The following is a 22,999-nucleotide window of genomic DNA, read 5'->3' as shown; positions in this document are numbered from 1 at the left end:
TCTAGTCATTTATGAAAGTAAATGTTCGCACGATGGCGAAAGAAATGATGGAACAAACTAAGAATTCAATTCTTTCTCAAGCTGCTCAAGCTATGTTAGCTCAAGCAAATCAACAACCACAAGGCGTATTACAATTATTACGTTAATTTTTATTACAAAAAAGACTCTAGCAATGCTAGGGTCTTTTTTAATTATCTATTTAAGAAGTCCTTAAAGTGTTCAATATATAGTTATTTTTCATTAATCAATATAAAAACAGTATTCAACAAGTTTACTAACGGACAAACCTGTTTGTTGGCGAAATTTCCCTAAAGCTAGTCTATGATTATCTTGAAGAATAATTTGATAACTTTTTAAATGTTGATTCGTTTTTAAAAATGGTTTAAAGGCATTAAAAATAAGATTAGGACAAATGGTACCAGTATCTTCGTATAACAGGCTATTTAGTAAATGGAGTTTATCAATAATTTCAAGAGTGGGTTTTTGTAATTTAAAATTTGTAGGTAAATATATTGTCGTTCTTTTTGCTATTGGTCTAAAACGCTATTCAGGCAATTTTTTTCTATCCATTGATCCATGAAGCCATGGTGAAATAAGGTTCAGGAAATAGATTATTTGAAATTGGTCATATAAAATGAGACGATTTTGGCCATCTCTAAGAAATTTTAAGTGAAATTTACGGAACAGATAATCAGAGAGCCATGTGTTTTCTTCTTTCGTAAAACCGTCTGTCGATAAAATAATTTTTTGTGCTACGTTGTTCACAATTTTTAAATGACCATCATCCTGATACCTCCAAGCAAGCGCTTGCTCGTTTAAATATTGTTCAAGAAAATCAGTCGGTAATTTTTTTTGGCCTTTTGGATACCATTGTTCATAGATTGATGTAATAACAGAACTTGTTTTAGATTGCACTACATAGCTTTCTGAAAATCCTTTTTTAAGGCGCAGATCAATTACTTTTCTATAAACAGGTGGATTGAGAGGAAGGTAAGGCTTTAATATTTCATAGCAATGATTGGTCCATTCGAAATCCTCAACCCTATGCATAAACTGGAACCTAGGTTTTCTACCTGTCTGTTTAGTAATACAGCCATCTCCTAATAACTTTCCACATATAAAATAGTGAGATTCATTTTCATTCCTCAAATTTCCACCACCATTAAACGAACATATATTCCTATTTTATCATGGAGTTTAGAATATTAACATCAAAGCTAATTGTATTTTTGTTATAGTAAATAAAACAAATTTGAACGGAGAATCTCATGACAAATGAAAAGGAAGAGCAGGCATTTTTAGAAGCCCAGCTGCAGTGGGTAAAACAGCGTGATGACCTACTCGCACAAGTCGAAGAGAAATTATATGAAATGAAACATATAGCTGAACAAGTAGCATTAGATGATACTTCTATGCTTGAAAATCAAAAGCTTAGACTAAATGAACGATTTCTACAGTTGAAGAATGAGGTGGCTGAATTAGAAAATCAGCTACGAATTTTTTACAATTAACGAACTCTAGCAAAATTTCTTTCATCATCTGTCCATCGACCATAAAAAAAACAAATCTCCAGCCGATAAAATACATAACAAGGAAAGTCAACGGAGGGGTATAAATGCGAATTGATGGAACGAGTATTTCAATGCCAAACATGACACAGCAGTCGGCAGAAGGACAAGCGCCGCGTCCTGTACAGACAGATGTCATTGCCCAACAAAAAAATCAACCGATAGTAGATGAAAAAGATACAAAAGAAAAACTGGAGCAGGCGATTGATTCTTTAAATGAGTTTTTTACAATTAATAACAGTGAACTGAAATTTGTATTCCATGAAGGTTTGGATACGTATTACGCACAGCTTGTGAATTCAGAAACAGATGAGGTAATTCGTGAAATTCCTTCCAAAAAAGTGCTTGATGTATTTTATGAAATGCAAAAGCTTGTAGGAATGATTGTCGATAAAAAAATTTAGTGCCAGCCGTAATATTGCTGGGCAAAATTGATGGATAAGTAGTTTGGAGGAGATTATATGTCAACGATGCGTATTGGCGGTTTAGCATCAGGTATGGATATAGATAGTATTGTAGAAAAATTAATGGTCGCTGAGCGAATGCCGATGGACAAGCTCGAACAGCAAAAGCAAATTTATGAATGGCAGCGAGATGCCTACCGTGATGTCAACAAAAAGATGACTACACTCGATACGTACATTGCGGATAATTTTATTTTAAAAAGTTTAAATACGAAGACGGCGACAAGTTCAAACTCGGATTTGGTATCGGCTGTTGCGACTGGTTCGGCATCGGGATCCCTATCAATTGAAGGCGTGTCACAGCTGGCGAAAGCGGCGCGGGGCATCGGCGGACCGATCAATGCAACGGGCAGTTCAAAGGTGAGCTCCCTGTTTGACGATCCGACAAAAATGCCGAAGTCGTTTACGCTGAGTGCCATCGATAGCAATGGGAAAATGGGTGAAGCCATTTCCATCGGGATTGATGAAAATACAACGATCAACGAACTTATTACGAAAATAAACGGCAGTAATGCTGGGGTATCGGCATTATTTGAAAAAGGCAGACTCTCCCTGACAGCGAAAAACACGGGGCAGGAAATAGACGGCAAAGCAGCGATGGAAACGAATGATACAGGGAAAGAGCTGTTTGCCGCACTGGGTCTTACGGAGCTTGTTACAGAATCCGGGCAAAATGCAAAATTCCAAGTAAACGGTATTGCCACTGAGCGCACAACGAATTCCTTTTCGCTGAACGGCTACAATATTACGCTGAAGTCGGTGTTCAATGAGGGAACGGCTGCAAAAAGCGCATTGACAGCTGCGGAGGATGCAGAAAAATTTGCCAAAGATAACCTGACGAATAAGCTTGAAGCGCTTGAAAAAGTGTATGGAGCTGCTACAGCAGATTCACTGAAAGATAAGGTTGAAGGGATGCAGGCGGAAATTGCGACACAAGTAGCAGCGCTTCAAATCAAAGCGGATGAGGCAACGGCTGCCTTGGCTAGTGCCGAGGAAGTAAAAGTCGACGCCGATGGGAAAAAAGCGGGTGAGCTGTACAAAGAGTTATCGGTGGAAGCCAAAACAGCTCTTGGTAAGGCTGCAAATTATGATGAACTTATAGATGGAAAGTCAGAGGAAGAACTGGCCGCATTGACAGCACTTAGCCAGGATAATTTCGATGCACTGAAAGAGGTGCATACGAAAATGGTGGAAGCAGATACTGAAAAGAAAGCACTAAACGTTGCACAGGCAGATAAAAATTCCCTGGGAGCACTTTATAGTACTTACACAAATGCGCAGACCTCAGTAGAAGATGCTCAGATAGCTGTTACAGCTGCTGAGAAAGATGGTACGGCAATCGACAAAGGACCGGTCACAATGACAGCGTCCACAAACGTCGACGAAATCATGACCAAAGTAAAAGAATTCGTTTCAACATACAATGGCTTCATTAAAGATTTAACCGATCAAACAAAACAGCCGAAATACCGTGACTATCAGCCATTGACAGAGCTACAAAAGAAAGAAATGGATACAAAAGATATTGAGAACTGGGAAACTCGCGCGAAAAGCGGTTTGTTGCGAAATGATTCCATTATTACTAGCGGCCTTTCTTCACTTCGTGGCCTTGTATACCAAACAAATCATGCAGTAACAAATCAGAAGTACAATGCCCTCTACACGATCGGTATCGGTACTTCGAAAGACTACAACAGCGGTGGTACGCTTGAAATCGATGAAACGAAATTGCGTAAAGCATTGGAAGAAGATCCGGATGCTGTTGTTCAGTTGCTGACAATGAGCGGTGAAAAATCTGCTACTGTAACAAAAGCTGACGGCACAACAGTTCAAAGCGATACACGCGGCTTCATGCGTAAAATCCGTGATGAGATGGATGCGATCGAGAAGAAAATCGATGAGCGTGCAGGCCGTGGTTCGATGACGGAAACGCAATATACATTAGGGAAATATTTGCGTAATGTCAACCAAAGTCTAGATGCGTGGAAAGATAAATTGATATCGATTGAAGACCGCTACTGGAAGCAGTTCGGTGCGATGGAAGCGATGATCAACAAAGCAAACAGTCAATCGGCATCATTAATGAGTCAGTATTACTAAAAGAGCGGAGGCGAAAACATGGCGGTAGAACAACAATTACTTCAAGTTTCCGCAAAGCTTTTTAAACAACTTGGAGAAGTGGGGCAAACAGAAGACCGTGATGCGCTTTTAAAAACGGTTGATGAGCTGCTGGAAGAGCGCGGCCGGCTCATTGTCTCCCTTCAACAGGAAAATATTCAGCTGTCCAAAACAAACCCGCAGCATGCGCTGTTACAAGAGCTCGACAAAGGGATACAGGAACGTCTGGCATCGCTCATGGGCGAAATCAGACAGGATATGAAAAATGTCCAGACAGCAAAGAAAAGCGAAGTGCAGTATAATAACCCGTATGCGTCCGTTCGTGTCATGGACGGGAAGTACTACGATCAAAAGAAATAACAACGTGCTGGTACGCGCGTTTTAACTATAGAGGAGTGTGTATAATGACAGTTCAAACAGCAGCTGCTTTTAATGCATATAAACAAAACAGTGTGACAACGGCGTCACCGGGTGAGCTTACATTAATGCTTTATAATGGCTGCCTGAAATTTTTAACGAGAGCAAAAAAAGCGATTGAAGAAAAAAATATTGAAGAAAAAAACACAAACATTCAAAAGGCACAGGCGATTATTTCGGAGCTTATGTCGACTTTAAATGCGGATTTTGAAGTGTCCAAGCAAATGATTCCATTATACGACTATATGAACCGCCGTTTAATGGAAGCAAATATCAACAACGACTCTACTATTATTGTAGAAGTCGAAGGCCTCGTAACAGAATTCCGCGACACTTGGAAAGAAGTTATCAAAATTACACGTCAGCAGCAATATGGTACAGCTGGACAAGTATAAAATATAGAAGCCGTTGTGAGAAAAATACAATCTTTTCGCAACGGCTTTTTATATGTAACTTTTCTCTCTATTTCGACTTCTTTATTTATAAAATTTAAAATAATCAAAATAGTATTGATTATATTGTACTATTTTGTATAATGTAAATAATTAGCAAATATCACTTAAAAACATCTAGTTTAGATTAACCTTACATAACCGATAGACCTACATTAATCTAAAATCATCCTACGACCGTCAGCATCCATAAATTAATATTCGCCACTTAGTAAATAGAAAACGGTAATATTAAACCCTCGAAATGCAACTACATCCCATGAATTCAAAAATTTCATCCGTTTTCCAATACATAATAAATCGATTTGTTATCTATCACAATTCCGTTCCATTGCGGTATTGTTTTTGGCTGGAAAAATTCTATTACTTTTATTCATCGAAGAAAGCGGTTACCAGATCTTGTTAACCGGTAAGGGGGTGAGTGAGTATGTGAACGGCAAAATAAAAAACCCCAAGTGAGCATCCTGCATAGATATCACCTGAGGTTTGGTTGGTCGGAGTATACCGACATATAGTTAGTATACTCCTTTTTACTAAAAATAATAACTATAAATTGGAAGGAGTATAGAAAATGTATAGAAATTCCTTGTTAGATGCGTGTGTACTAAAACCTCAATTTGATCAGTTCAATAATCTTTATACGCTTATGATTACTCCGAATGGTTATAAAAAAGTCCCATATACACCGATGCAATTCCTGGATATGGAGCTGAAACAACATGGGTCAAGCTTAAAAGGGGCGAAGGAATCGGCAAAAGCGGTCCTTAAGTCCAATTCGGTCAACCCGATTATGATTCCCAGGTCTCCGCTTGTTCATATTTGGTTTCCGACAGAGGCGATGCGCAATAGTGGGCATTGTATGTACTTTGCATTGCATCATGTCGAAGATGTTAAACCGTATATGGAAAATCGTTCTATTGCCGTTTTAACGAATTACGAAGAAATAAAAGTTCCTGTACCGCACAGTAAACTAAAAAAACAATGGAGTAAGGCGAAAGATTACTTATCGACTGCCTTATTAAAACAATTTTACAAGGATCCTTTATATTCTAAAGCCGAGCAACAAATTATGTTGAAATGCGCAGAAATAAATGAAGAGTATGTAATCAATTAGCAAGCATAGAGTTTTACGCAACGGAGCAACCCATGTGTGAAACTCTTTTTGTTTCTCAATTTTTTATCGATTGCACAATCTTTTATTGCAATAAAATAAAATACTGGTTCATTGGTAATGAGTTTGAAGTCACAAATTCTCCTTAAATTAGCAATTAAGCACATAGACATTTAATCGTGTATTGCATCATAATGTGGGTATATAAATTGTAGCACTGAATGGCTAGGGGGAACAGTTATGGCGTTTAAACGCACAGAAGGATTTCGCTTTACTTTTGGGGTCCCGATCGAAGCAAATTTTACCGAATTGATTAATGGAAAACAGGAACAATTAGAAGTAGTAAAATACCCTTGTGAAATCATCGATGTGAGCCCGCATGGAATGAAAATGTTTTCTTCTCGGGAAATTGGTGAAAATAATAATAACCTGGTGCAGTTGGAACTGGAATTCGTTTTAGACGAAGTATTGATTAAGGCCATTGGAGACATCGTATGGAAGAAGAAGTACGGCGGTAAGTTTCAATATGGTTTGATCTTCGAAAATCAGCCAGGTATTGAAGAACTGATCGTCAGTGAATTAAAAGTTCGTCGCAAAAAAGAAGTCGGACGTAATTAAATTGGTTGGTTACCATTGATTCTATATAACGATACGGTGTCTTTCTTATCAATATGTAGGACAACTTGTCGAAAAATGAAAAAAGTTTCAAGTCGTAACAGGATTTTATTGATGTATGTAGAATTAGATTAGTAAGAGCAGTAATGAAGGAGGAGTTCACATGCTAAAGTTTAACATTCGTGGTGAAAATATTGAGGTAACTCCAGCGATTCGTGATTACGTGGAGAACAAAATTGAAAAGGTAGAACGCTATTTCAATGAAGATCTTAACGCGAACGCTAACGTCAATTTGAAGGTTTATAATGATAAACAAACAAAAGTAGAAGTGACGATTCCGATGAAAAATTTAACGCTGCGTGCCGAAGAGCGTCATAACGACATGTATGCGGCTGTTGACTTAATTGTCGACAAGCTTGAGCGCCAAATCCGTAAACATAAAACAAAAGTAAACCGTAAATTCCGTGATCGCGAAGGTACAGGTATCTATTTTGCCAATGTGACATCCCAAATGGAAGCGAACGCTGAATCTTCAGAGGATGAATATACAATCGTTCGTACGAAGCAATTTGATCTGAAACCGATGGATCAGGAAGAAGCCGTTCTACAAATGAACATGCTAGGCCATGATTTCTATATCTTCACAGATGCAGAAACAGATGGCACAAACATCGTTTACAAACGTAAAGACGGTAAGTACGGTTTAATCGAAACAAACTAAATGATTGATTTACAAGCGGATTGCCTGAGATAGGCAGTCCGTTTTTGAGTTGGATCGTTCCTAAAATTACCATTTTGTATCAGTCCATTTGCACCACCGGTATATATAATGCTAAAATATACTTTGAGACTATTTATTGGGAAGTGACCAATTCGATGGCAAACATATTAAATAAATTATTTGATTTCAATAAAAAAGAAGTAAAGCGTTTAGAAAAGATTGCAGATAAAGTAGAAGCATTGGCAGGGCAGTTTGAAAGCTTGTCTGATGATGCATTAAAAGCGAAAACAGAAGAATTTAAAAACCGTTATCAAAATGGCGAAACAGTGGACGCATTGTTGCCTGAAGCATTTGCGACAATTCGTGAAGCATCTCGCCGTGTGCTTGGCATGTTCCCGTTCCGCGTTCAGATTATGGGGGCGGCTGCATTAAATGAGGGTAATATCGCGGAGATGAAAACCGGTGAAGGTAAAACTTTAACGTCGACAATGTCCGTTTATTTAAATGCCCTTACTGGTAAAGGTGTTCATGTCGTAACGGTCAACGAATATTTAGCAAGCCGTGATGCGACTGAAATGGGAGAGTTATATAATTGGTTAGGCTTAACGGTTGGTTTGAACCTGAACAGCCTGTCAAAAGAAGAAAAGCGTGAAGCATATGCTGCGGATATTACATATTCGACGAACAATGAGCTTGGTTTTGACTATTTACGTGACAATATGGTGCTTTACAAAGAAGACCGTGTACAGCGTCCGCTTTATTATGCGGTAATCGATGAGGTTGACTCAATTTTAATCGATGAAGCACGTACACCGTTAATCATTTCCGGACAAGCAGGGAAATCTGCACAGCTATATGTACAGTCAAATGCATTTGCCCGTATGTTAAAGCAGGATGAAGACTACAACTATGAAGAATCAACAAAAGGCGTAACGCTGACAGAGCAAGGGATCGAAAAGGCGGAACGTGCATTTGGCATCGACAACTTATTCGATTTAGCACATGTTCGTTTAAACCATGCGATCAACCAAAGCTTAAAAGCACATGCATCAATGCATAATGATGTCGACTATGTTGTGCAGGATGGGGAAGTTGTAATCGTTGACGGCTTTACTGGTCGTCTAATGAAAGGACGTCGCTATTCAGATGGTCTACACCAGGCGATTGAAGCAAAAGAAGGTCTTGAGATTCAAAATGAATCGATGACAATGGCGACCGTTACATTCCAAAACTATTTCCGTATGTACGAGAAACTTTCTGGTATGACAGGTACAGCAAAAACAGAGGAAGAGGAATTCCGCAACATCTACAATATGCAGGTTGTAGCGATTCCTACGAATAAGCCGATTGCCCGTGATGACCGTCCTGATCTAATTTTCGCAACGATGGAAGGCAAGTTCAAAGCAGTTGCGGAAGACATTGCAGAGCGTCACCGTTTAGGTCAGCCGGTACTGGTTGGTACGGTTGCAATCGAAACATCAGAAATCATTTCAAAATATTTAACGAAATTTAAAATTCCACATAACGTTTTAAATGCGAAAAACCATGAACGTGAAGCGGAAATTATTTTAAATGCCGGTCAAAAAGGTGCCGTTACGATTGCGACAAACATGGCGGGTCGTGGTACAGATATTAAACCGGGTGAAGGTGTACTTGAAATTGGCGGTTTAGCGGTAATTGGTACGGAGCGTCATGAATCACGCCGTATCGATAATCAGCTTCGTGGTCGTTCTGGTCGTCAAGGGAACCCGGGGGTAACGCAATTCTATCTTTCCTTAGAAGATGAGTTAATGCGTCGCTTCGGATCGGATAAAATGAAGTCGATGATGACAAGACTTGGTATGGACGATACACAGCCAATTCAATCAGGCATGGTTTCAAAAGCAGTAGAATCAGCACAAAAACGTGTTGAAGGTAATAACTTCGATGCGCGTAAACGTCTATTACAATACGATGATGTACTTCGTCAGCAACGTGAAGTGATTTACAAAGAGCGTGAAGAAGTATTGGATTCGGAAAATATGCGTGCATTAGTAGAATCAATGATTTCTCAGGCAATCGAAAATCAAGTGGCCCTTCATACACAAGGTGAAAAGGAAAACTGGACACTGGATGCGTTAGTTGACTATATCGCGGCAAATCTACTGGATGAGGGCGATATTACAAAAGAGCATCTTGAAAACAAATCACCAGAAGAAATGATTGCGTTCATCTCTGAAAAAGTGACAACTCGCTATGATGAAAAAGAAGAAGCGATGACACCGGAGCGAATGCGTGAATTTGAAAAGGTTATTTTACTGCGTTCAATCGACTCGAAATGGATTGATCATATCGATGCAATGGACCAGTTGCGTCAAGGGATTCACTTACGAGCTTACGGTCAAAACGATCCATTACGCGAATACCAGCAGGAAGGTTTCGCAATGTTCGAGGACATGGTCGCAGCAGTACGTGAAGATGTGGCGAAGTATGCATTAAAAGCGGAAATCCGCAGTAACCTGCAACGTGAAGAAGTAGCAAAAGGCCAGGCTGTTAACCCGAAAGAAGAAGGCGTAGCCAAACCGAAAAAACTGCCAACACGCAAAGCCGAAAACATCGGACGCAACGACCCATGCCCATGCGGCAGCGGCAAGAAATACAAATCATGCCACGGCGTAGGCCAATAAAAGCAATAAAACCGAGGTCATTGAAACTATGCTCAATGACCCGGTTTGTTTTTATTATAAATTTTGATTGTAGCTATTTAACAACGAATTTATCTTATTCTTAAACGACACTAGTTGATTGGAGTGGAGGCGGCGACTTCTGCGGGAAAAGCGGGACAGCCGATACACCGCAGGAGCGTAGCGACGAGGAGGATTGGCGCCCGCCCGCGAAACGCGTCCGCCGCAACGGAAATCAACGTTATGAGAAGACCAAACTTTAACACCCAAATACGGAGGAAAATATATGATGGAATTAGCAGATGTGCGTAATGCACTCGAAAATACAGCTACAAAACTAGCGGACTTCAGGGGGTCTCTTTGACTTAGAAAACAAAGAGGCTCGTATCCAGGAACTAGATGAACTTATGCTTGAACCGGAATTCTGGAATGACCAGAACGGTGCACAGGCAATTATTAACGAAAGCAACGGCATTAAAGCAGTTGTCAACGAATACAAAGAATTAGTCGACACACAGGAAAACCTTGAAATGACGCTCGAGCTTTTACGTGAAGAACCAGACACAGAATTGCAGGAAGAACTAGGCAAAGAACTTACTGAATTCCAATCAAAAATGGAAGATTTCGAACTGCAAATGCTGTTATCTGAACCATACGATAAAAACAATGCCATTTTAGAACTGCATCCAGGTGCTGGTGGTACTGAGTCACAGGACTGGGGCTCGATGCTATTACGTATGTATACACGCTGGGCAGAGAAGCGCGGTTTTAAAGTTACGACAATCGACTACTTGCCTGGTGATGAAGCCGGCATCAAATCGGTTACATTACAAATTTCAGGTCATAATGCGTACGGCTATTTAAAAGCGGAAAAAGGCGTACACCGACTAGTACGAATTTCACCGTTCGATTCTTCAGGCCGCCGTCATACATCGTTCGTTTCATGTGATGTTATGCCGGAGTTCAATGATGAAATCGAAATCGATATTCGAACAGAAGATTTAAAAGTCGATACGTACCGTGCAACTGGTGCCGGTGGTCAGCACATTAACACGACTGACTCTGCTGTACGTATTACCCATCTTCCAACAGGTGTCGTTGTACAATGTCAGTCAGAACGTTCACAAATTAAAAACCGTGATGCAGCAATGAAAATGCTGAAATCGAAGCTGTATCAGCTGGAAATTGAAAAGCAGCAGGCACAGTTGGATGAAATTCGTGGTGAGCAGAAGGAAATTGGCTGGGGCTCGCAAATTCGTTCATATGTGTTCCATCCGTATTCAATGGTAAAAGATCACCGTACAAGTGCAGAAACAGGGAATGTAGGCGCCGTAATGGACGGCGATCTCGATGTGTTCATTACTGCCTATTTACGATCAAAAATCTCATATTAAAATCTTTCAGCGATCATCTGGTTGAAAAATTGAAAGCCGTGCCTTAGTAAAAAGCTAAGGCACGGTTTTTTTAGTGAAATTTAAGCTAAGTAATAATTTTCCTCTTGTCAGATTTTAAAAAATATGTGAAAATACATATACGAACAAACGTTCTTATTAATTGGAGGTATTCGGATGCTGCAAATTCCTTCTAAAACGATTCCGTATTATGAGGCTGGGATTTATTTGCCGTTGCTGTTAATTATTCTTGGGAAGGATTACTCAATAGTGGAGCAAAGTCCGTTCAAATTTAAAAATCCCTATTTGCAATTAATCGATGCTGTACGTATCAAAATAGAGCATGACTTAAAAGAAACGAAGGACTATTTTAAACTTCATCAGATGCGCTTAGTGAGAGGCAAGACGGATGATTTGTTTACCGAGTATCATTTTTACTTTGGGGGAATCATGGAGTGTAGAAGATATTCGAATATTCGCCTTCGTAATCAAAGTGAGTTACTTCTTGCTGAATATTTTCAAAAAAACTGATGCTCTTATAAGATCCTATTGCGCTGTAAAAGCAGATATTTATAATACATTGCAGCGCGTACATATTGCTGGTTGAATGATTTCATATTGATATCCAGACTAATCTCAGTATTATCCACAAAAGTTACGAGCGTTTTATCACCGTCTTCACTAATATTAATAATAGGATTCAAGGATAACCAAATATTTTGAGGTGAAAACGGTGAAAATAGCGGGAATAAAATGCACGGATCCCCGAAGTCATAGGCCACCATTATCGGTAACTTATGTTTATTCTCTCCGAAAAAGCTTCTCGCCTGATATTTGCTGGCGTCATAGGAACTTCCATGCAGACGACACGTATCTCGAATAATTTTTAAAGGTTTATACGGAGATGTAGATTGGCCGTATTTGTCCAAAATGGCAGTGTGAATTTTATCTCGATGCTGATAGGACCTCAAACAGAAGGTAGAGTTAGAAATAATGTAATTGGATTTTTGTGTTAAATTACTAATCATTTTGTATCCCCTATCTTTCCTACTTTTTTAATCGCTTAAATTTTCACTATACATCTAAACTACTGCATAATTTGCTAAAAATCAACATTATATTTAGAAAATTCTGTCATATGATAATTTTTCAGAATATATTGCAAATTGTATGATTTTTAACTTATAATGGTTAAAAGAGGTCGAGGTGATATCGATGGATAAATATTATTCGTATACAGACTTTTTAAAAGCGGTTAGTCAGCAGTCCACTGAACATCATGCAGAGAAGCTATTGAATGAAATTTATTTAGATTTATTTATTAGTCGGTTGCAGCGGATGCAACGTATTGAACAATTAAAGCTACTTATCGATACATCGTTAGATCAAAAGAACGAACAAGCATTTCACAGCTATACTACAGAGTTAAAAGAGTTATTGGAAACTGTTTCTTAAAGGCCAACCTATTCAGGTGGCTTTTTTTTATGGGCAAGCAGCGGGTTCCGGTTGTTTTCTAATAAGTGAAAGAAAGTTTCCAATAAAATTAAAATAGTTCTAATAAATTGGTTAGTTTCTAATAAAAAGGATAATTCTTCTAATAAGTGCTAGAGATTTTCGAATAACTGGTCCCAACCTTCAAATAAATCACCAAACTTTTCTAATACCCGCCACCAAAGTTCTAATAAAACCAGCCCATCCAAAAAGACACATAACTGCATTAAATTCGAATGTACGTTCGCAATTTTATCGTAAATTAAAAACGGGTATGTTAAAATAGAAGATAATATAAGCGACAGAAAGGACAATCTGAATATGACAGAAACATTTACAATACAGTCCGCCTATCAGCCTGCCGGGGATCAGCCGGAAGCGATTAAACAGCTCATACAAGGGGTTAAAGAAGGCAAGCGTCACCAGACATTGCTTGGGGCGACAGGTACGGGTAAAACATTTACGATATCCAATGTAATTAAAGAAGTGAATAAACCGACGCTCGTGATGGCCCACAATAAAACACTGGCCGGCCAATTATATAGTGAGTTTAAAGAATTTTTCCCGGACAATGCGGTTGAATACTTCGTCAGCTATTATGACTATTTCCAGCCGGAAGCGTATGTGCCGCAAACCGATACGTACATTGAAAAAGATTCAAGTATTAATGAAGAAATCGATAAATTACGCCACTCGGCAACGACTGCGTTATTTGAACGGAAAGACGTCATTATTATTGCGTCCGTATCGTGTATTTACGGTCTCGGTAATCCGGAAGAATATCGTGAAATGGTCGTTTCCATTCGAACAGGGATGGAAATCGAGCGCAATCAGCTATTGCGGAAACTGGTCGACATTCAATATGAACGGAATGATATTAACTTTACACGCGGTACGTTCCGAGTACGCGGGGATGTTGTCGAAATTTTCCCGGCATCACGTGATGAGCACTGTATCCGTATTGAGTTTTTTGGTGATGAAGTCGACCGGATCCGTGAAGTGGATGCACTGACAGGCGAAATTTTAGGGGATCGTCAGCATGTAGCCATTTTCCCGGCATCCCACTTCGTAACACGCGAAGAAAAAATGAAAGTTGCCATTGAAAATATCGAAAAAGAGTTGGAGGAGCGTCTTGCCGTCCTGCGTTCGGAAGACCGTTTACTGGAAGCGCAACGCTTGGAGCAACGGACAAACTATGATTTGGAAATGATGAAGGAAATGGGCTTCTGCTCAGGTATCGAAAACTATTCGCGCCATCTGACATTGCGTGAAGCAGGGGCAACGCCGTACACATTATTGGATTACTTCCCGGAAGACTTTTTGCTTGTCGTTGATGAAAGCCATGTTACATTACCGCAAGTACGTGGTATGTATAATGGAGACCAGGCACGTAAAGGGGTACTGGTCGAGCATGGCTTCCGTCTCCCGTCTGCCCTGGATAACCGTCCGCTCATGTTTGACGAATTTCAATCGAAAGTAAGCCAGGCGATTTATGTATCGGCAACACCAGGTCCATACGAATTGGAGCATACACCGGACATGGTGGAGCAGATTATTCGTCCGACAGGGCTGCTTGATCCGACAATTGATATCCGTCCTATTGAAGGGCAGATTGATGACCTGATTGATGAAATTCATGAGCGCATCAGTCGTAATGAACGAACACTCGTCACGACATTAACGAAGAAAATGTCCGAAGATTTGTCGAGCTATTTAAAAGAAATGGGCTTGAAAGTCGAATACTTGCACTCGGAAATCAAAACGCTGGAGCGGATTGAGATTATCCGGGAGCTTCGTAAAGGAACATATGATGTGCTGATCGGCATTAACTTATTACGGGAAGGTCTTGATATTCCGGAAGTATCCCTTGTCGCAATTTTGGATGCGGACAAGGAAGGGTTCCTCCGTTCCGAACGTTCACTCATTCAAACAATTGGACGTGCTGCACGTAACTCGAACGGACATGTCATTATGTATGCCAATAATATGACAGATTCGATGACAAAAGCGATCGGTGAAACGAAACGCCGTCGTGAAACTCAAATGGCATACAATGAAAAACATGGTATTACACCGAAAACTATTATTAAAAAGATTCCTGAAATTATCCGTGCTACACAAGCTGCGGAAGGGGAAGAAACATATATTACAAAAGTGACAGGCGGCAAAAAGCTGACGAAAAAAGAGTTGGAGAAGCTTGTTGAGACATTGCAAGTTGAAATGAAAGAAGCCGCAAAAGCGCTTGACTTTGAACGCGCGGCTGAATTACGTGACATGATATTTGAATTGAAAGCAGAAGGGTGAACAATGTGAAAAATACAGAAATTGTCGTACAAGGTGCACGAGCGCATAATTTAAAAAATATTGATGTCACAATTCCACGCGATAAAATTGTCGTTGTGACAGGGCTTTCAGGTTCCGGTAAATCATCACTGGCATTCGATACGATTTATGCGGAAGGGCAGCGTCGTTATGTCGAATCATTGTCTGCATATGCACGACAGTTTTTAGGGCAGATGGACAAGCCGGATGTCGATACAATTGAAGGTTTGTCACCGGCAATCTCGATTGACCAGAAGACGACGAGCCGTAACCCGCGCTCGACTGTCGGGACAGTAACGGAAATTTACGATTATTTGCGCCTGCTTTTTGCGCGTATTGGAAAACCGTATTGCCCGACACATGGGATTGAAATTACATCACAGACGGTTGAACAGATGGTTGACCGCTTGATGGAATATCCGGAGCGCACGAAAATGCAGCTGCTTGCTCCTGTTATTGAAGGGAAAAAAGGAACGCATGTAAAACTGCTGGAAGACTTGAAAAAACAAGGCTTTGTGCGTATCCGTGTAAACGGGGAACTGCGTGATCTCGATGACAATATCGAGCTGGATAAAAATAAAAAGCACACAATTGAAGTAGTTGTGGACCGTGTTGTCGTAAAAGAAGGCAATGAAACACGTTTAAGTGATTCCCTTGAAGCAGCGCTTAGAATTGCGGATGGCCGCGTTCTAGTCGATGTGATCGATCATGAGGAGCTGTTATTCAGTGAGCATCATGCATGTCCGCTTTGCGGCTTTTCGATTGGTGAACTGGAGCCGCGCATGTTTTCATTCAACAGTCCATTCGGGGCCTGCCCTACATGTGACGGGCTTGGAAGTAAGGCAAAGGCCGATATCGACTTAGTCATTCACAACTGGGACTTAACGTTACTTGAAAATGCGATTGCACCATGGGAATCCGTATCGTCCAACTACTACCCGCAGCTGTTGGCATCTGTTTGTAAGCATTACAATATTCCAATGGATGTGCCGGTAAAAGATATTCCTAAAGAGAAAATGGATAAAATTTTATACGGTTCGGGTAAAGAGAAAATTTTATTCGAATATACGAATGACTATGGTAGTGTGCATAAGAAAAATATCGAATTTGAAGGTGTCATCGCGAATATCGAGCGCCGCTTTACAGATTCTTCTTCGGACTATGTTCGTGAATCGATGCAAAAGTACATGACCGAACAGCCTTGTGCTACTTGTAAAGGGCATCGTCTAAAAAAGGAAACATTGGCCGTAAAAATTAAAGACCAGAACATTTCGGAAGCGACACGCCACTCCATTCAGGAAATGTATGAGTTCTTTAGTTCAGTAGAATTAACGGAAAAAGAACGCCAGATTGCGAATTTAATTATTCGTGAAGTTATTGAACGACTGAAGTTCTTATTGGACGTTGGTTTAAATTATTTAACACTTGCACGGTCTGCTGGAACATTATCCGGCGGGGAAGCACAGCGTATTCGACTGGCAACTCAGATCGGCTCCCGTTTAACAGGCGTCCTTTACATTTTGGACGAGCCGTCAATCGGGTTGCACCAGCGTGACAATGACCGGTTAATTAATACGCTTGTAAATATGCGTGACCTCGGTAATACGTTAATTATCGTCGAACATGATGAAGATACGATGATGGCAGCGGATCACTTAATCGATATCGGTCCGGGTGCCGGTGTACATGGCGGTCAAGTCATTGCACAAGGGACACCGAAGCAAGTAATGAAAAACAAAGAGTCGATTACCGGCCAATATTTAAGCGGAAAGAAATTTATTCCGCTGCCGCTTGAACGCCGTAAATCAGATGGCCGAAAAATAAAGATTAAAGGTGCTTCTGAAAATAACTTGAAAAATGTCAGTGTCGATATTCCATTAGGGCAGTTCATCGCCGTTACAGGTGTGTCGGGTTCCGGGAAATCAACATTGGTAAATGAAATCTTATATAAGTCGCTCGCATCAAAACTGAACCGGGCAAAAGTGAAACCGGGTAAGCATAAAACAATAGAAGGTTTAGAACAGCTGGAGAAAGTAATCGATGTGGACCAATCGCCAATCGGCCGTACTCCGCGTTCAAACCCGGCAACGTATATTGGCGTATTCGATGATATTCGTGATGTTTTTGCGATGACGAATGAAGCAAAAGTACGTGGCTATAAAAAAGGTCGTTTTTCGTTCAACGTAAAAGGCGGACGTTGTGAAGCCTGCCGCGGGGATGGCATTATTAAGATCGAAATGCACTTCTTGCCAGATGTTTATGTGCCGTGTGAAGTTTGTCATGGGAAGCGTTATAACCGTGAAACACTGGAAGTGAAATATAAAGATAAAAATATTTCCGATATTTTGGAGATGACGGTAGAAGATGCGTTGGAGTTTTTCGGAAACTTGCCAAAAATCCAGCGTAAACTGCAAACGATTGTCGATGTCGGTCTTGGGTATGTGAAGCTTGGTCAGCCGGCAACAACATTATCCGGCGGTGAAGCACAACGTGTGAAATTGGCATCGGAATTGCATCGTCGTTCAACCGGCAAGTCATTTTATATTTTGGATGAGCCAACGACCGGTTTGCATGCCGATGATATTTCCCGTTTATTGATTGTACTGCAGCGTTTAGTTGAAAACGGGGAGACCGTGCTTGTTATTGAGCATAATCTTGATGTTATCAAAACTGCCGACCATATTATTGATTTAGGTCCTGAAGGCGGCGAAGGTGGCGGTACAATTTTAGCGACAGGTACACCGGAAAAAATTGCCGAAGTGAAAGAAAGTTATACAGGACGTTACTTAAAACCAATTCTGGAACGTGATCGTGAGCGTATGGAATCAAGAATTAAAGAAGCGCAAAATAAATAGATTGAAAAACTAAGAGCGCAAACGAAACTTTTCGTCCTCCCTCCCCGTATAATAACTATATACGAAGCAGAGGGAGGAATTTTTTTATGCAAGAAGAACGTAAACGCATTTTGAAATTAGTTGAAAGCGGTACAATTACGGCAGAAGAGGCGATTGTATTACTGGAAAAATTGTCGTCGGAAAAGGAATCCACTCCATCACAAGCAGCACCAATCGAGCAACCGGTTTTAGAAAAAAAGTATGAGGAAGAGCCGCATAAGGCAGAACCGGTATTTGAAGAACAAAAAGAAAAACGTAAAACATCAGGATTTGAAGATATTTTCGGCAAGTCATTTAACGATAAAGAATTCAATAAAAAAATGGACGAGTTTATGGGCGATATTAAGCAGGATTTATCGCAATTCAGCACACGCATGACAGGATTAGTCGGTGCAGCTTTGTCGAAGTTTAAAGAGCTTGATATCGATACACCGTTCGGAGAAAAAGTAGAATTCACAAAAACGTATGCTTACCCTGTAGCTGATGTTAAAGGGGTAGAGTTGGAAATCGCAAATGGTAAAGTCGATATTGTACGTGCTACGGATGATTTAGTTACTGTGAATGTGACAGGGAAAACACCGTTAAAAGGTACTGAGGAAGAAACGATTGCACAGGCAACGGAAAACATGTCGAAGCTGACAAATGACAAATTATTTATTCAGTCAACAAATAAATTTGCACAAGTGAAAGTACAAGTTGCTATTCCAGAAAAACATTATGATGTAGTCATTGCGAAATTATTAACAGGTAGCGTTTCAATCGAACATATCGACGCGAAGCTTGTTAAAGCGCGTACGCATAACGGTTTAATCCGTCTGGAAAATGCAACATTTGATCATGCAGAACTGCAAACGAGCAATGGTGCAGTAGAAGCCCGTCATATTAAAGGTGAAGATTTGGAAATTGGTACAGCCAATGGACGTATTTACGTTGATGGCGAATTAAATGAAGTCGAAGCTGAATCGATGAATGGACATGTTGTTATCACAACAACAAGTGCAGAAGCGCATAAAATCAAGGCACGTGCACTAGCAGGTTCAGTAGAAATTTATGTTCCGAAAACAGTCGCACTGGATGGTCAGGTTTTCTCAAACTTCGGAAAAGCAGATATCGGTTTAAGTGATGTACTGGTTACAGAAGAAGAGGAGCAATTCCTGTCAAAATCAGTCCGTTTCACAAAAGAACTGGAAGGTGCGAAACTCCTGAAGTTAGTAGGGGAATCTCGCACAGGAACAGTACTAGTACGTTATACACTGCAATAGGGGTAGGATTTACCAGGGTTTCGGTAAACTCAAAGCAACAACAAACGCATTAATAAAATCAGGCATCCATCTTCTTATAAAGAATTTGGATGCTTTTAATTTTGTTTTCCGCCAAATCTCCAATTAAAAGTCACAAACTGCCGCATTCCTACATAGAAAAATGTAATTTCTAAAAAACCACCTATAAATACCATAATAATCCAAATACTGAGAAGGGTTTTCACTGAAAACGTCGAATAATTAAAAATAGTGTAGAGTATTTTATTATATTAAGAACATTTCATACTTTAACAAATACATTACGAAAACCAAAAAATAAGTGTATTTCTATGAAAATTTAGCGACAATTGATTTCTTTTAATGTTGTCATGGCGGTGCAGAGAGTTTGAAAACGAGGCGGGGCTTACATTGAAAAGAAAATGTAATAAAATTTGAGCCTGAAAATGCTATAATGGGTAAGACTAAAATTTAAAATACTAGATATTGAGCTTAGGTGGTTTCGTGAATGATTGAAATGAATAATGTAGTGAAGAAGTATCCTAATGGGGTCGTCGCCGCAAACGGGATTACGGTTCATATAAAAAAGGGTGAATTTGTGTATATAGTTGGCCCGAGTGGAGCAGGTAAATCGACATTTATTAAATTGATGTACCGTGAAGAAAAACCGACTTCCGGCGATGTCATCATTAATGGCATTAACTTGAGAACGCTAAAAAATAATCGCGTACCTCATTTACGCCGTCATCTTGGTGTCGTCTTCCAGGACTTTAAATTATTGCCGCGCTTAACAGTATATGAAAATGTAGCGTTCGCGATGGAAGTAATTGAAGAACAGCCAAGTGTCATTCGTAAACGGGTAATGGAAGTACTCGAACTGGTGGGGTTAAAGCATAAAGTGCGAATGCTGCCGAATGAGCTGTCAGGTGGAGAACAGCAACGTGTTGCAATTGCCCGCTCGATTGTGAACCGTCCGAAAGTGATGATTGCGGACGAGCCTACAGGAAATTTAGACCCGGAAACATCGTGGGAAATTATGAATATTTTTGAGGAAATCAATCGCCAAGGTACGACGATTTTAATGGCAACACATAACCGTGAAATCGTAAATACTGTGCGTAAAAGAGTTATTGCCATTGAAGGCGGAATGATCGTCCGTGATGAGTACGGAGGTGACTACGGCTATGAAAACTAGAACAATTGCCCGTCATTTCCGTGAAAGTTTTAAATCATTAGGCCGTAACAGCTGGATGACACTCGCTTCAATCAGTGCTGTAACGGTCACATTATTATTGGTCGGTGTATTTGCAGCGATTATGATGAATTTAAACAAAGTCGCTTCCGATTTGGAAAACGATGTTGAAATTCGTGTCATGATCGATATTATTCCGGAAGCGGAAGAAGCGAAACTGGCAGAAGAACAGCTTCTTGACGAGATTCATAATATGCCGGATGTCGAGGAAGTTACATATTCTTCAAAAGAACAAGAATTAAGCAAGTTAATCAAAGATTTTGGCGATGAATTAAGTTTATTCGAACAGAACAACCCGTTATACAATGTATTGTATGTCAAAGCTGTCGATCCTTTGAAAACAGCTGATGTCGCAAAACAGATTGATAGCTTAGACAATACTTTTGAAGTAAAATATGGCGAGGGTAAAGTAGAAAAACTATTTAACTTCTTAGAAATCGCTCGTAATGTTGGACTCGTATTGATTTTAGGACTGCTGTTCACAGCGATGTTCTTAATCTCTAATACAATTCGCATTACGATTATTGCACGTAAAGATGAAATTGAAATTATGAAGCTTGTAGGGGCTACAAATTCTTTCGTCCGCATTCCATTTGTATTGGAAGGAATGTGGCTTGGTTTGATTGGATCTATTATTCCAGTCGCAGCCGTTACAATTGCTTATTACAATATTTATGATTTATTGGCACCTCGATTAAAAGGGGAATTATTCCAATTGTTAGAAGTAACACCACTTATGTACCAGGTGAATGGTTTAATTATTTTCATCGGGATGTTCATCGGTATATGGGGAAGTTTCATGTCAGTTCGTAAGTTTTTAAAAGTATAACTTCTTTCAGCGACTGTCACACATTGCCAAGGCAAAATTGACAATGACGAAAATAGTGGGAAGTGGCTCGTTTTGAGACAAAAAGAGCCACTCTTACCCATGCATTTAGGGGGAAAAGTTTTTGAAGAAGCTAACGACGCGTTCATTTAAAACCATTGCAGCAATACTTGCGCTAGTGCTATTTGTTCAAATACCGGCAGCATCTGCAGCAACATTAGATGAACTGAAAAAAGAGCGCAGTCAACTCGAAGCAGAAAAGAAATCTATAAATAAATCACTTGAACAAAAATCGAATGAGATTCAAACAAACCAAAACAGACAGCAAAAAATCATTTCACAACTAGAGCAACTTGGTGCAGAAATTAATGAAACGAACCATAAAATTGCCGTTGTCGAATTGGATATTGAAATTGCAAACGAAGAAATTTCTATTTTAGAAGATGAAATCGCAGAATTAAAAGAGAAGATCGAACAGCGAAATGAGCTATTGCGTGAACGTGCTCGCGCGATTCAGTCATCAGGTACAGTAAGTTACCTTGACGTATTGCTTGGAGCAAATAGTTTCGTAGACTTTATCGATCGTTTTTCTGCTGTAAGCACACTTATGGACGCTGACCGTCAAATTATGCGTGAGCAAAAAGAAGACCAGGAAAAGCTTGAAGTTCAAAAGCTGGAGCTTGTGAAGAAAAAAGAAAACCTTGAAGCGAATAAAGCGAAATTAAAAAGTTTGATGGCTTCATTAAATCAACAAAAGAAAGAAAAGAAAAAATTAGTAGCAGAGCTTGAAAAAGAAGAAGCGAAACTACGATCTGAGAAAACAGAACTTAAAGCTGAATACGATGATAAAGTAGAATTAAGTAAAGAGCTGGAAGAGAAGTTTCTTAAAGAACAGCGCCGATTAGCGGAAGTTGCCCGTCAAAAGGCATTGGAAGCTGCGGCTACTAAAAAGAAAAAACAAAACAGCAGTAGCAATAGTGCTGTAAGTTCCGGAAACTTGCCGGTTGTTTCGGCAGGAAATTGGACAAGACCTGCAGCAGGCCGTTTTACATCAGGGTTCGGCAGACGTGATATTGGTCCAATCGGAAGTAAAAATCACTTAGGAATTGACATTGCCAACTCAATCGGTACACCGGTTGTTGCAGCAGCTGATGGTGTTGTTTCGTATGTTGGTTCGATGAATGGTTACGGTAACGTAGTAATGGTTACTCACTCGATTGAAGGACAATTATTCACAACAACGTATGCCCATTTAAGCGGATTTAACACGAGTGTTGGGGCATCAGTTTCAAAAGGTCAGCAAATTGCACGACTTGGGAATTCAGGTAACTCAACAGGACCTCATGTACACTTTGAGATCCATGTCGGTGAATGGAACGGCAGTCGTTCAAACGCCGTAAACCCATTAAATTATATTTCACTGTAACATAGAGAA

The 22,999-nt window shown here is 39.9% G+C and carries 20 protein-coding genes and 1 pseudogene; 19 read left to right on the top strand and 2 right to left on the bottom strand.

Annotated features, from left to right (window positions below; all coding sequences use genetic code 11):
• Window positions 1-32: 32 nt before the first annotated feature.
• A pseudogene (locus ACQKN3_RS10665) lies at window positions 33-146 on the top strand (flagellin); the annotation flags it as partial.
• A 397-nt stretch (window positions 147-543) separates the two neighbouring features.
• Here ACQKN3_RS10665 and ACQKN3_RS10660 read toward each other — a convergent pair.
• Window positions 544-1,149 (bottom strand): hypothetical protein, encoded by a 606-nt coding sequence (locus ACQKN3_RS10660; RefSeq protein WP_427711248.1) that lies wholly within the window; start codon window positions 1,147-1,149, stop codon window positions 544-546.
• A gap of 119 nt (window positions 1,150-1,268) precedes the next feature.
• Between ACQKN3_RS10660 and ACQKN3_RS10655 the strand changes: the two genes are divergently transcribed.
• From ACQKN3_RS10655 to ACQKN3_RS10605, 11 genes are all read left to right on the top strand, one after another.
• On the top strand, window positions 1,269-1,511 hold the full coding sequence (locus ACQKN3_RS10655; protein ID WP_427711246.1) for a hypothetical protein: 243 nt from the start codon (window positions 1,269-1,271) through the stop codon (window positions 1,509-1,511).
• A 104-nt stretch (window positions 1,512-1,615) separates the two neighbouring features.
• Window positions 1,616-1,972, top strand: coding sequence for a flagellar protein FlaG (locus ACQKN3_RS10650; RefSeq protein ID WP_427711244.1), 357 nt, complete (start codon window positions 1,616-1,618; stop codon window positions 1,970-1,972).
• A gap of 57 nt (window positions 1,973-2,029) precedes the next feature.
• Window positions 2,030-4,132: a flagellar filament capping protein FliD gene (fliD, locus tag ACQKN3_RS10645; RefSeq protein ID WP_427711242.1), complete on the top strand. Its 2,103-nt coding sequence runs from the start codon at window positions 2,030-2,032 to the stop codon at window positions 4,130-4,132.
• 18 nt (window positions 4,133-4,150) lie between these two features.
• Window positions 4,151-4,510 (top strand): flagellar protein FliT, encoded by a 360-nt coding sequence (locus tag ACQKN3_RS10640; RefSeq protein ID WP_427711240.1) that lies wholly within the window; start codon window positions 4,151-4,153, stop codon window positions 4,508-4,510.
• A gap of 44 nt (window positions 4,511-4,554) precedes the next feature.
• On the top strand, window positions 4,555-4,962 hold the full coding sequence (fliS, locus tag ACQKN3_RS10635; protein ID WP_427711238.1) for a flagellar export chaperone FliS: 408 nt from the start codon (window positions 4,555-4,557) through the stop codon (window positions 4,960-4,962).
• Window positions 4,963-5,590: 628 nt separating this feature from the next.
• Window positions 5,591-6,133, top strand: coding sequence for a competence protein ComK (locus ACQKN3_RS10630; RefSeq protein ID WP_427711236.1), 543 nt, complete (start codon window positions 5,591-5,593; stop codon window positions 6,131-6,133).
• A gap of 237 nt (window positions 6,134-6,370) precedes the next feature.
• Entirely contained in the window at window positions 6,371-6,748 is a 378-nt protein-coding gene (locus tag ACQKN3_RS10625) for a PilZ domain-containing protein (RefSeq protein ID WP_427711234.1), read from the top strand.
• Between the two features lie 160 nt (window positions 6,749-6,908).
• On the top strand, window positions 6,909-7,466 hold the full coding sequence (gene hpf / locus ACQKN3_RS10620) for a ribosome hibernation-promoting factor, HPF/YfiA family (RefSeq protein WP_079524740.1): 558 nt from the start codon (window positions 6,909-6,911) through the stop codon (window positions 7,464-7,466).
• Window positions 7,467-7,621: 155 nt separating this feature from the next.
• Window positions 7,622-10,132 carry a preprotein translocase subunit SecA gene (secA, locus tag ACQKN3_RS10615; RefSeq protein ID WP_427711231.1) on the top strand — a complete coding sequence of 837 codons (2,511 nt, stop codon included), beginning with the start codon at window positions 7,622-7,624 and terminating at the stop codon, window positions 10,130-10,132.
• A 286-nt stretch (window positions 10,133-10,418) separates the two neighbouring features.
• A protein-coding gene (gene prfB / locus ACQKN3_RS10610; protein ID WP_427711655.1) for a peptide chain release factor 2 occupies window positions 10,419-11,523 on the top strand; the annotation gives its coding sequence in 2 pieces (ribosomal slippage) (window positions 10,419-10,490 and window positions 10,492-11,523; 1,104 coding nt in all).
• A gap of 174 nt (window positions 11,524-11,697) precedes the next feature.
• Window positions 11,698-12,051 carry a hypothetical protein gene (locus tag ACQKN3_RS10605; protein WP_427711229.1) on the top strand — a complete coding sequence of 118 codons (354 nt, stop codon included), beginning with the start codon at window positions 11,698-11,700 and terminating at the stop codon, window positions 12,049-12,051.
• 5 nt (window positions 12,052-12,056) lie between these two features.
• Here ACQKN3_RS10605 and ACQKN3_RS10600 read toward each other — a convergent pair whose 3' ends face one another.
• Entirely contained in the window at window positions 12,057-12,548 is a 492-nt protein-coding gene (locus ACQKN3_RS10600; protein ID WP_427711227.1) for a competence protein ComK, read from the bottom strand.
• A 187-nt stretch (window positions 12,549-12,735) separates the two neighbouring features.
• On the opposite strand from ACQKN3_RS10600, the gene ACQKN3_RS10595 reads away from it, so the two are divergent.
• The 7 genes from ACQKN3_RS10595 (at window position 12,736) to ACQKN3_RS10565 (ending at window position 22,990) form a co-directional block, all read left to right on the top strand.
• Complete coding sequence (locus ACQKN3_RS10595; RefSeq protein WP_079524745.1) at window positions 12,736-12,975, top strand: IDEAL domain-containing protein; 240 nt, start codon at window positions 12,736-12,738, stop codon at window positions 12,973-12,975.
• Between the two features lie 357 nt (window positions 12,976-13,332).
• Window positions 13,333-15,315 (top strand): excinuclease ABC subunit UvrB, encoded by a 1,983-nt coding sequence (gene uvrB, locus ACQKN3_RS10590; RefSeq protein ID WP_427711225.1) that lies wholly within the window; start codon window positions 13,333-13,335, stop codon window positions 15,313-15,315.
• A 5-nt stretch (window positions 15,316-15,320) separates the two neighbouring features.
• Entirely contained in the window at window positions 15,321-18,188 is a 2,868-nt protein-coding gene (gene uvrA / locus ACQKN3_RS10585; protein ID WP_427711223.1) for an excinuclease ABC subunit UvrA, read from the top strand.
• Between the two features lie 86 nt (window positions 18,189-18,274).
• Window positions 18,275-19,489, top strand: a complete 1,215-nt coding sequence (locus tag ACQKN3_RS10580) for a DUF4097 family beta strand repeat-containing protein (protein ID WP_427711221.1) — start codon at window positions 18,275-18,277, stop codon at window positions 19,487-19,489.
• 505 nt (window positions 19,490-19,994) lie between these two features.
• Entirely contained in the window at window positions 19,995-20,681 is a 687-nt protein-coding gene (gene ftsE, locus ACQKN3_RS10575; RefSeq protein WP_008403596.1) for a cell division ATP-binding protein FtsE, read from the top strand.
• Entirely contained in the window at window positions 20,671-21,567 is an 897-nt protein-coding gene (gene ftsX, locus ACQKN3_RS10570; RefSeq protein WP_251689746.1) for a permease-like cell division protein FtsX, read from the top strand. Before ftsE ends, ftsX begins: the two co-directional genes overlap by 11 nt.
• 121 nt (window positions 21,568-21,688) lie before the next feature.
• Window positions 21,689-22,990, top strand: a complete 1,302-nt coding sequence (locus ACQKN3_RS10565) for a murein hydrolase activator EnvC family protein (RefSeq protein ID WP_427711218.1) — start codon at window positions 21,689-21,691, stop codon at window positions 22,988-22,990.
• The last annotated feature ends 9 nt before the right edge of the window (window positions 22,991-22,999 follow it).

This window comes from Solibacillus sp. NPDC093137 (genome assembly GCF_050280445.1).
In the GTDB taxonomy this organism is placed as follows: Bacteria; Bacillota; Bacilli; order Bacillales_A; family Planococcaceae; genus Solibacillus; species Solibacillus isronensis_B.
The sequence above is the reverse complement of the archived record's forward strand: the minus strand, read 5'-3'. Positions and strand labels throughout refer to the sequence as shown.

Bases quoted from the DNA above. Each gene is read 5' to 3' on its own strand.
- ACQKN3_RS10655 (WP_427711246.1), top strand. From the start codon at position 1,269: ATGACAAATGAAAAGGAAGAGCAGGCATTTTTAGAAGCCCAGCTGCAG.
- ACQKN3_RS10650 (WP_427711244.1), top strand. From the start codon at position 1,616: ATGCGAATTGATGGAACGAGTATTTCAATGCCAAACATGACACAGCAG.
- fliD (WP_427711242.1), top strand. From the start codon at position 2,030: ATGTCAACGATGCGTATTGGCGGTTTAGCATCAGGTATGGATATAGAT.
- ACQKN3_RS10640 (WP_427711240.1), top strand. From the start codon at position 4,151: ATGGCGGTAGAACAACAATTACTTCAAGTTTCCGCAAAGCTTTTTAAA.
- fliS (WP_427711238.1), top strand. From the start codon at position 4,555: ATGACAGTTCAAACAGCAGCTGCTTTTAATGCATATAAACAAAACAGT.
- ACQKN3_RS10630 (WP_427711236.1), top strand. From the start codon at position 5,591: ATGTATAGAAATTCCTTGTTAGATGCGTGTGTACTAAAACCTCAATTT.
- ACQKN3_RS10625 (WP_427711234.1), top strand. From the start codon at position 6,371: ATGGCGTTTAAACGCACAGAAGGATTTCGCTTTACTTTTGGGGTCCCG.
- hpf (WP_079524740.1), top strand. From the start codon at position 6,909: ATGCTAAAGTTTAACATTCGTGGTGAAAATATTGAGGTAACTCCAGCG.
- secA (WP_427711231.1), top strand. From the start codon at position 7,622: ATGGCAAACATATTAAATAAATTATTTGATTTCAATAAAAAAGAAGTA.
- ACQKN3_RS10605 (WP_427711229.1), top strand. From the start codon at position 11,698: ATGCTGCAAATTCCTTCTAAAACGATTCCGTATTATGAGGCTGGGATT.
- ACQKN3_RS10600 (WP_427711227.1), bottom strand. From the start codon at position 12,548: ATGATTAGTAATTTAACACAAAAATCCAATTACATTATTTCTAACTCT.
- ACQKN3_RS10595 (WP_079524745.1), top strand. From the start codon at position 12,736: ATGGATAAATATTATTCGTATACAGACTTTTTAAAAGCGGTTAGTCAG.
- uvrB (WP_427711225.1), top strand. From the start codon at position 13,333: ATGACAGAAACATTTACAATACAGTCCGCCTATCAGCCTGCCGGGGAT.
- ACQKN3_RS10580 (WP_427711221.1), top strand. From the start codon at position 18,275: ATGCAAGAAGAACGTAAACGCATTTTGAAATTAGTTGAAAGCGGTACA.
- ftsE (WP_008403596.1), top strand. From the start codon at position 19,995: ATGATTGAAATGAATAATGTAGTGAAGAAGTATCCTAATGGGGTCGTC.
- ftsX (WP_251689746.1), top strand. From the start codon at position 20,671: ATGAAAACTAGAACAATTGCCCGTCATTTCCGTGAAAGTTTTAAATCA.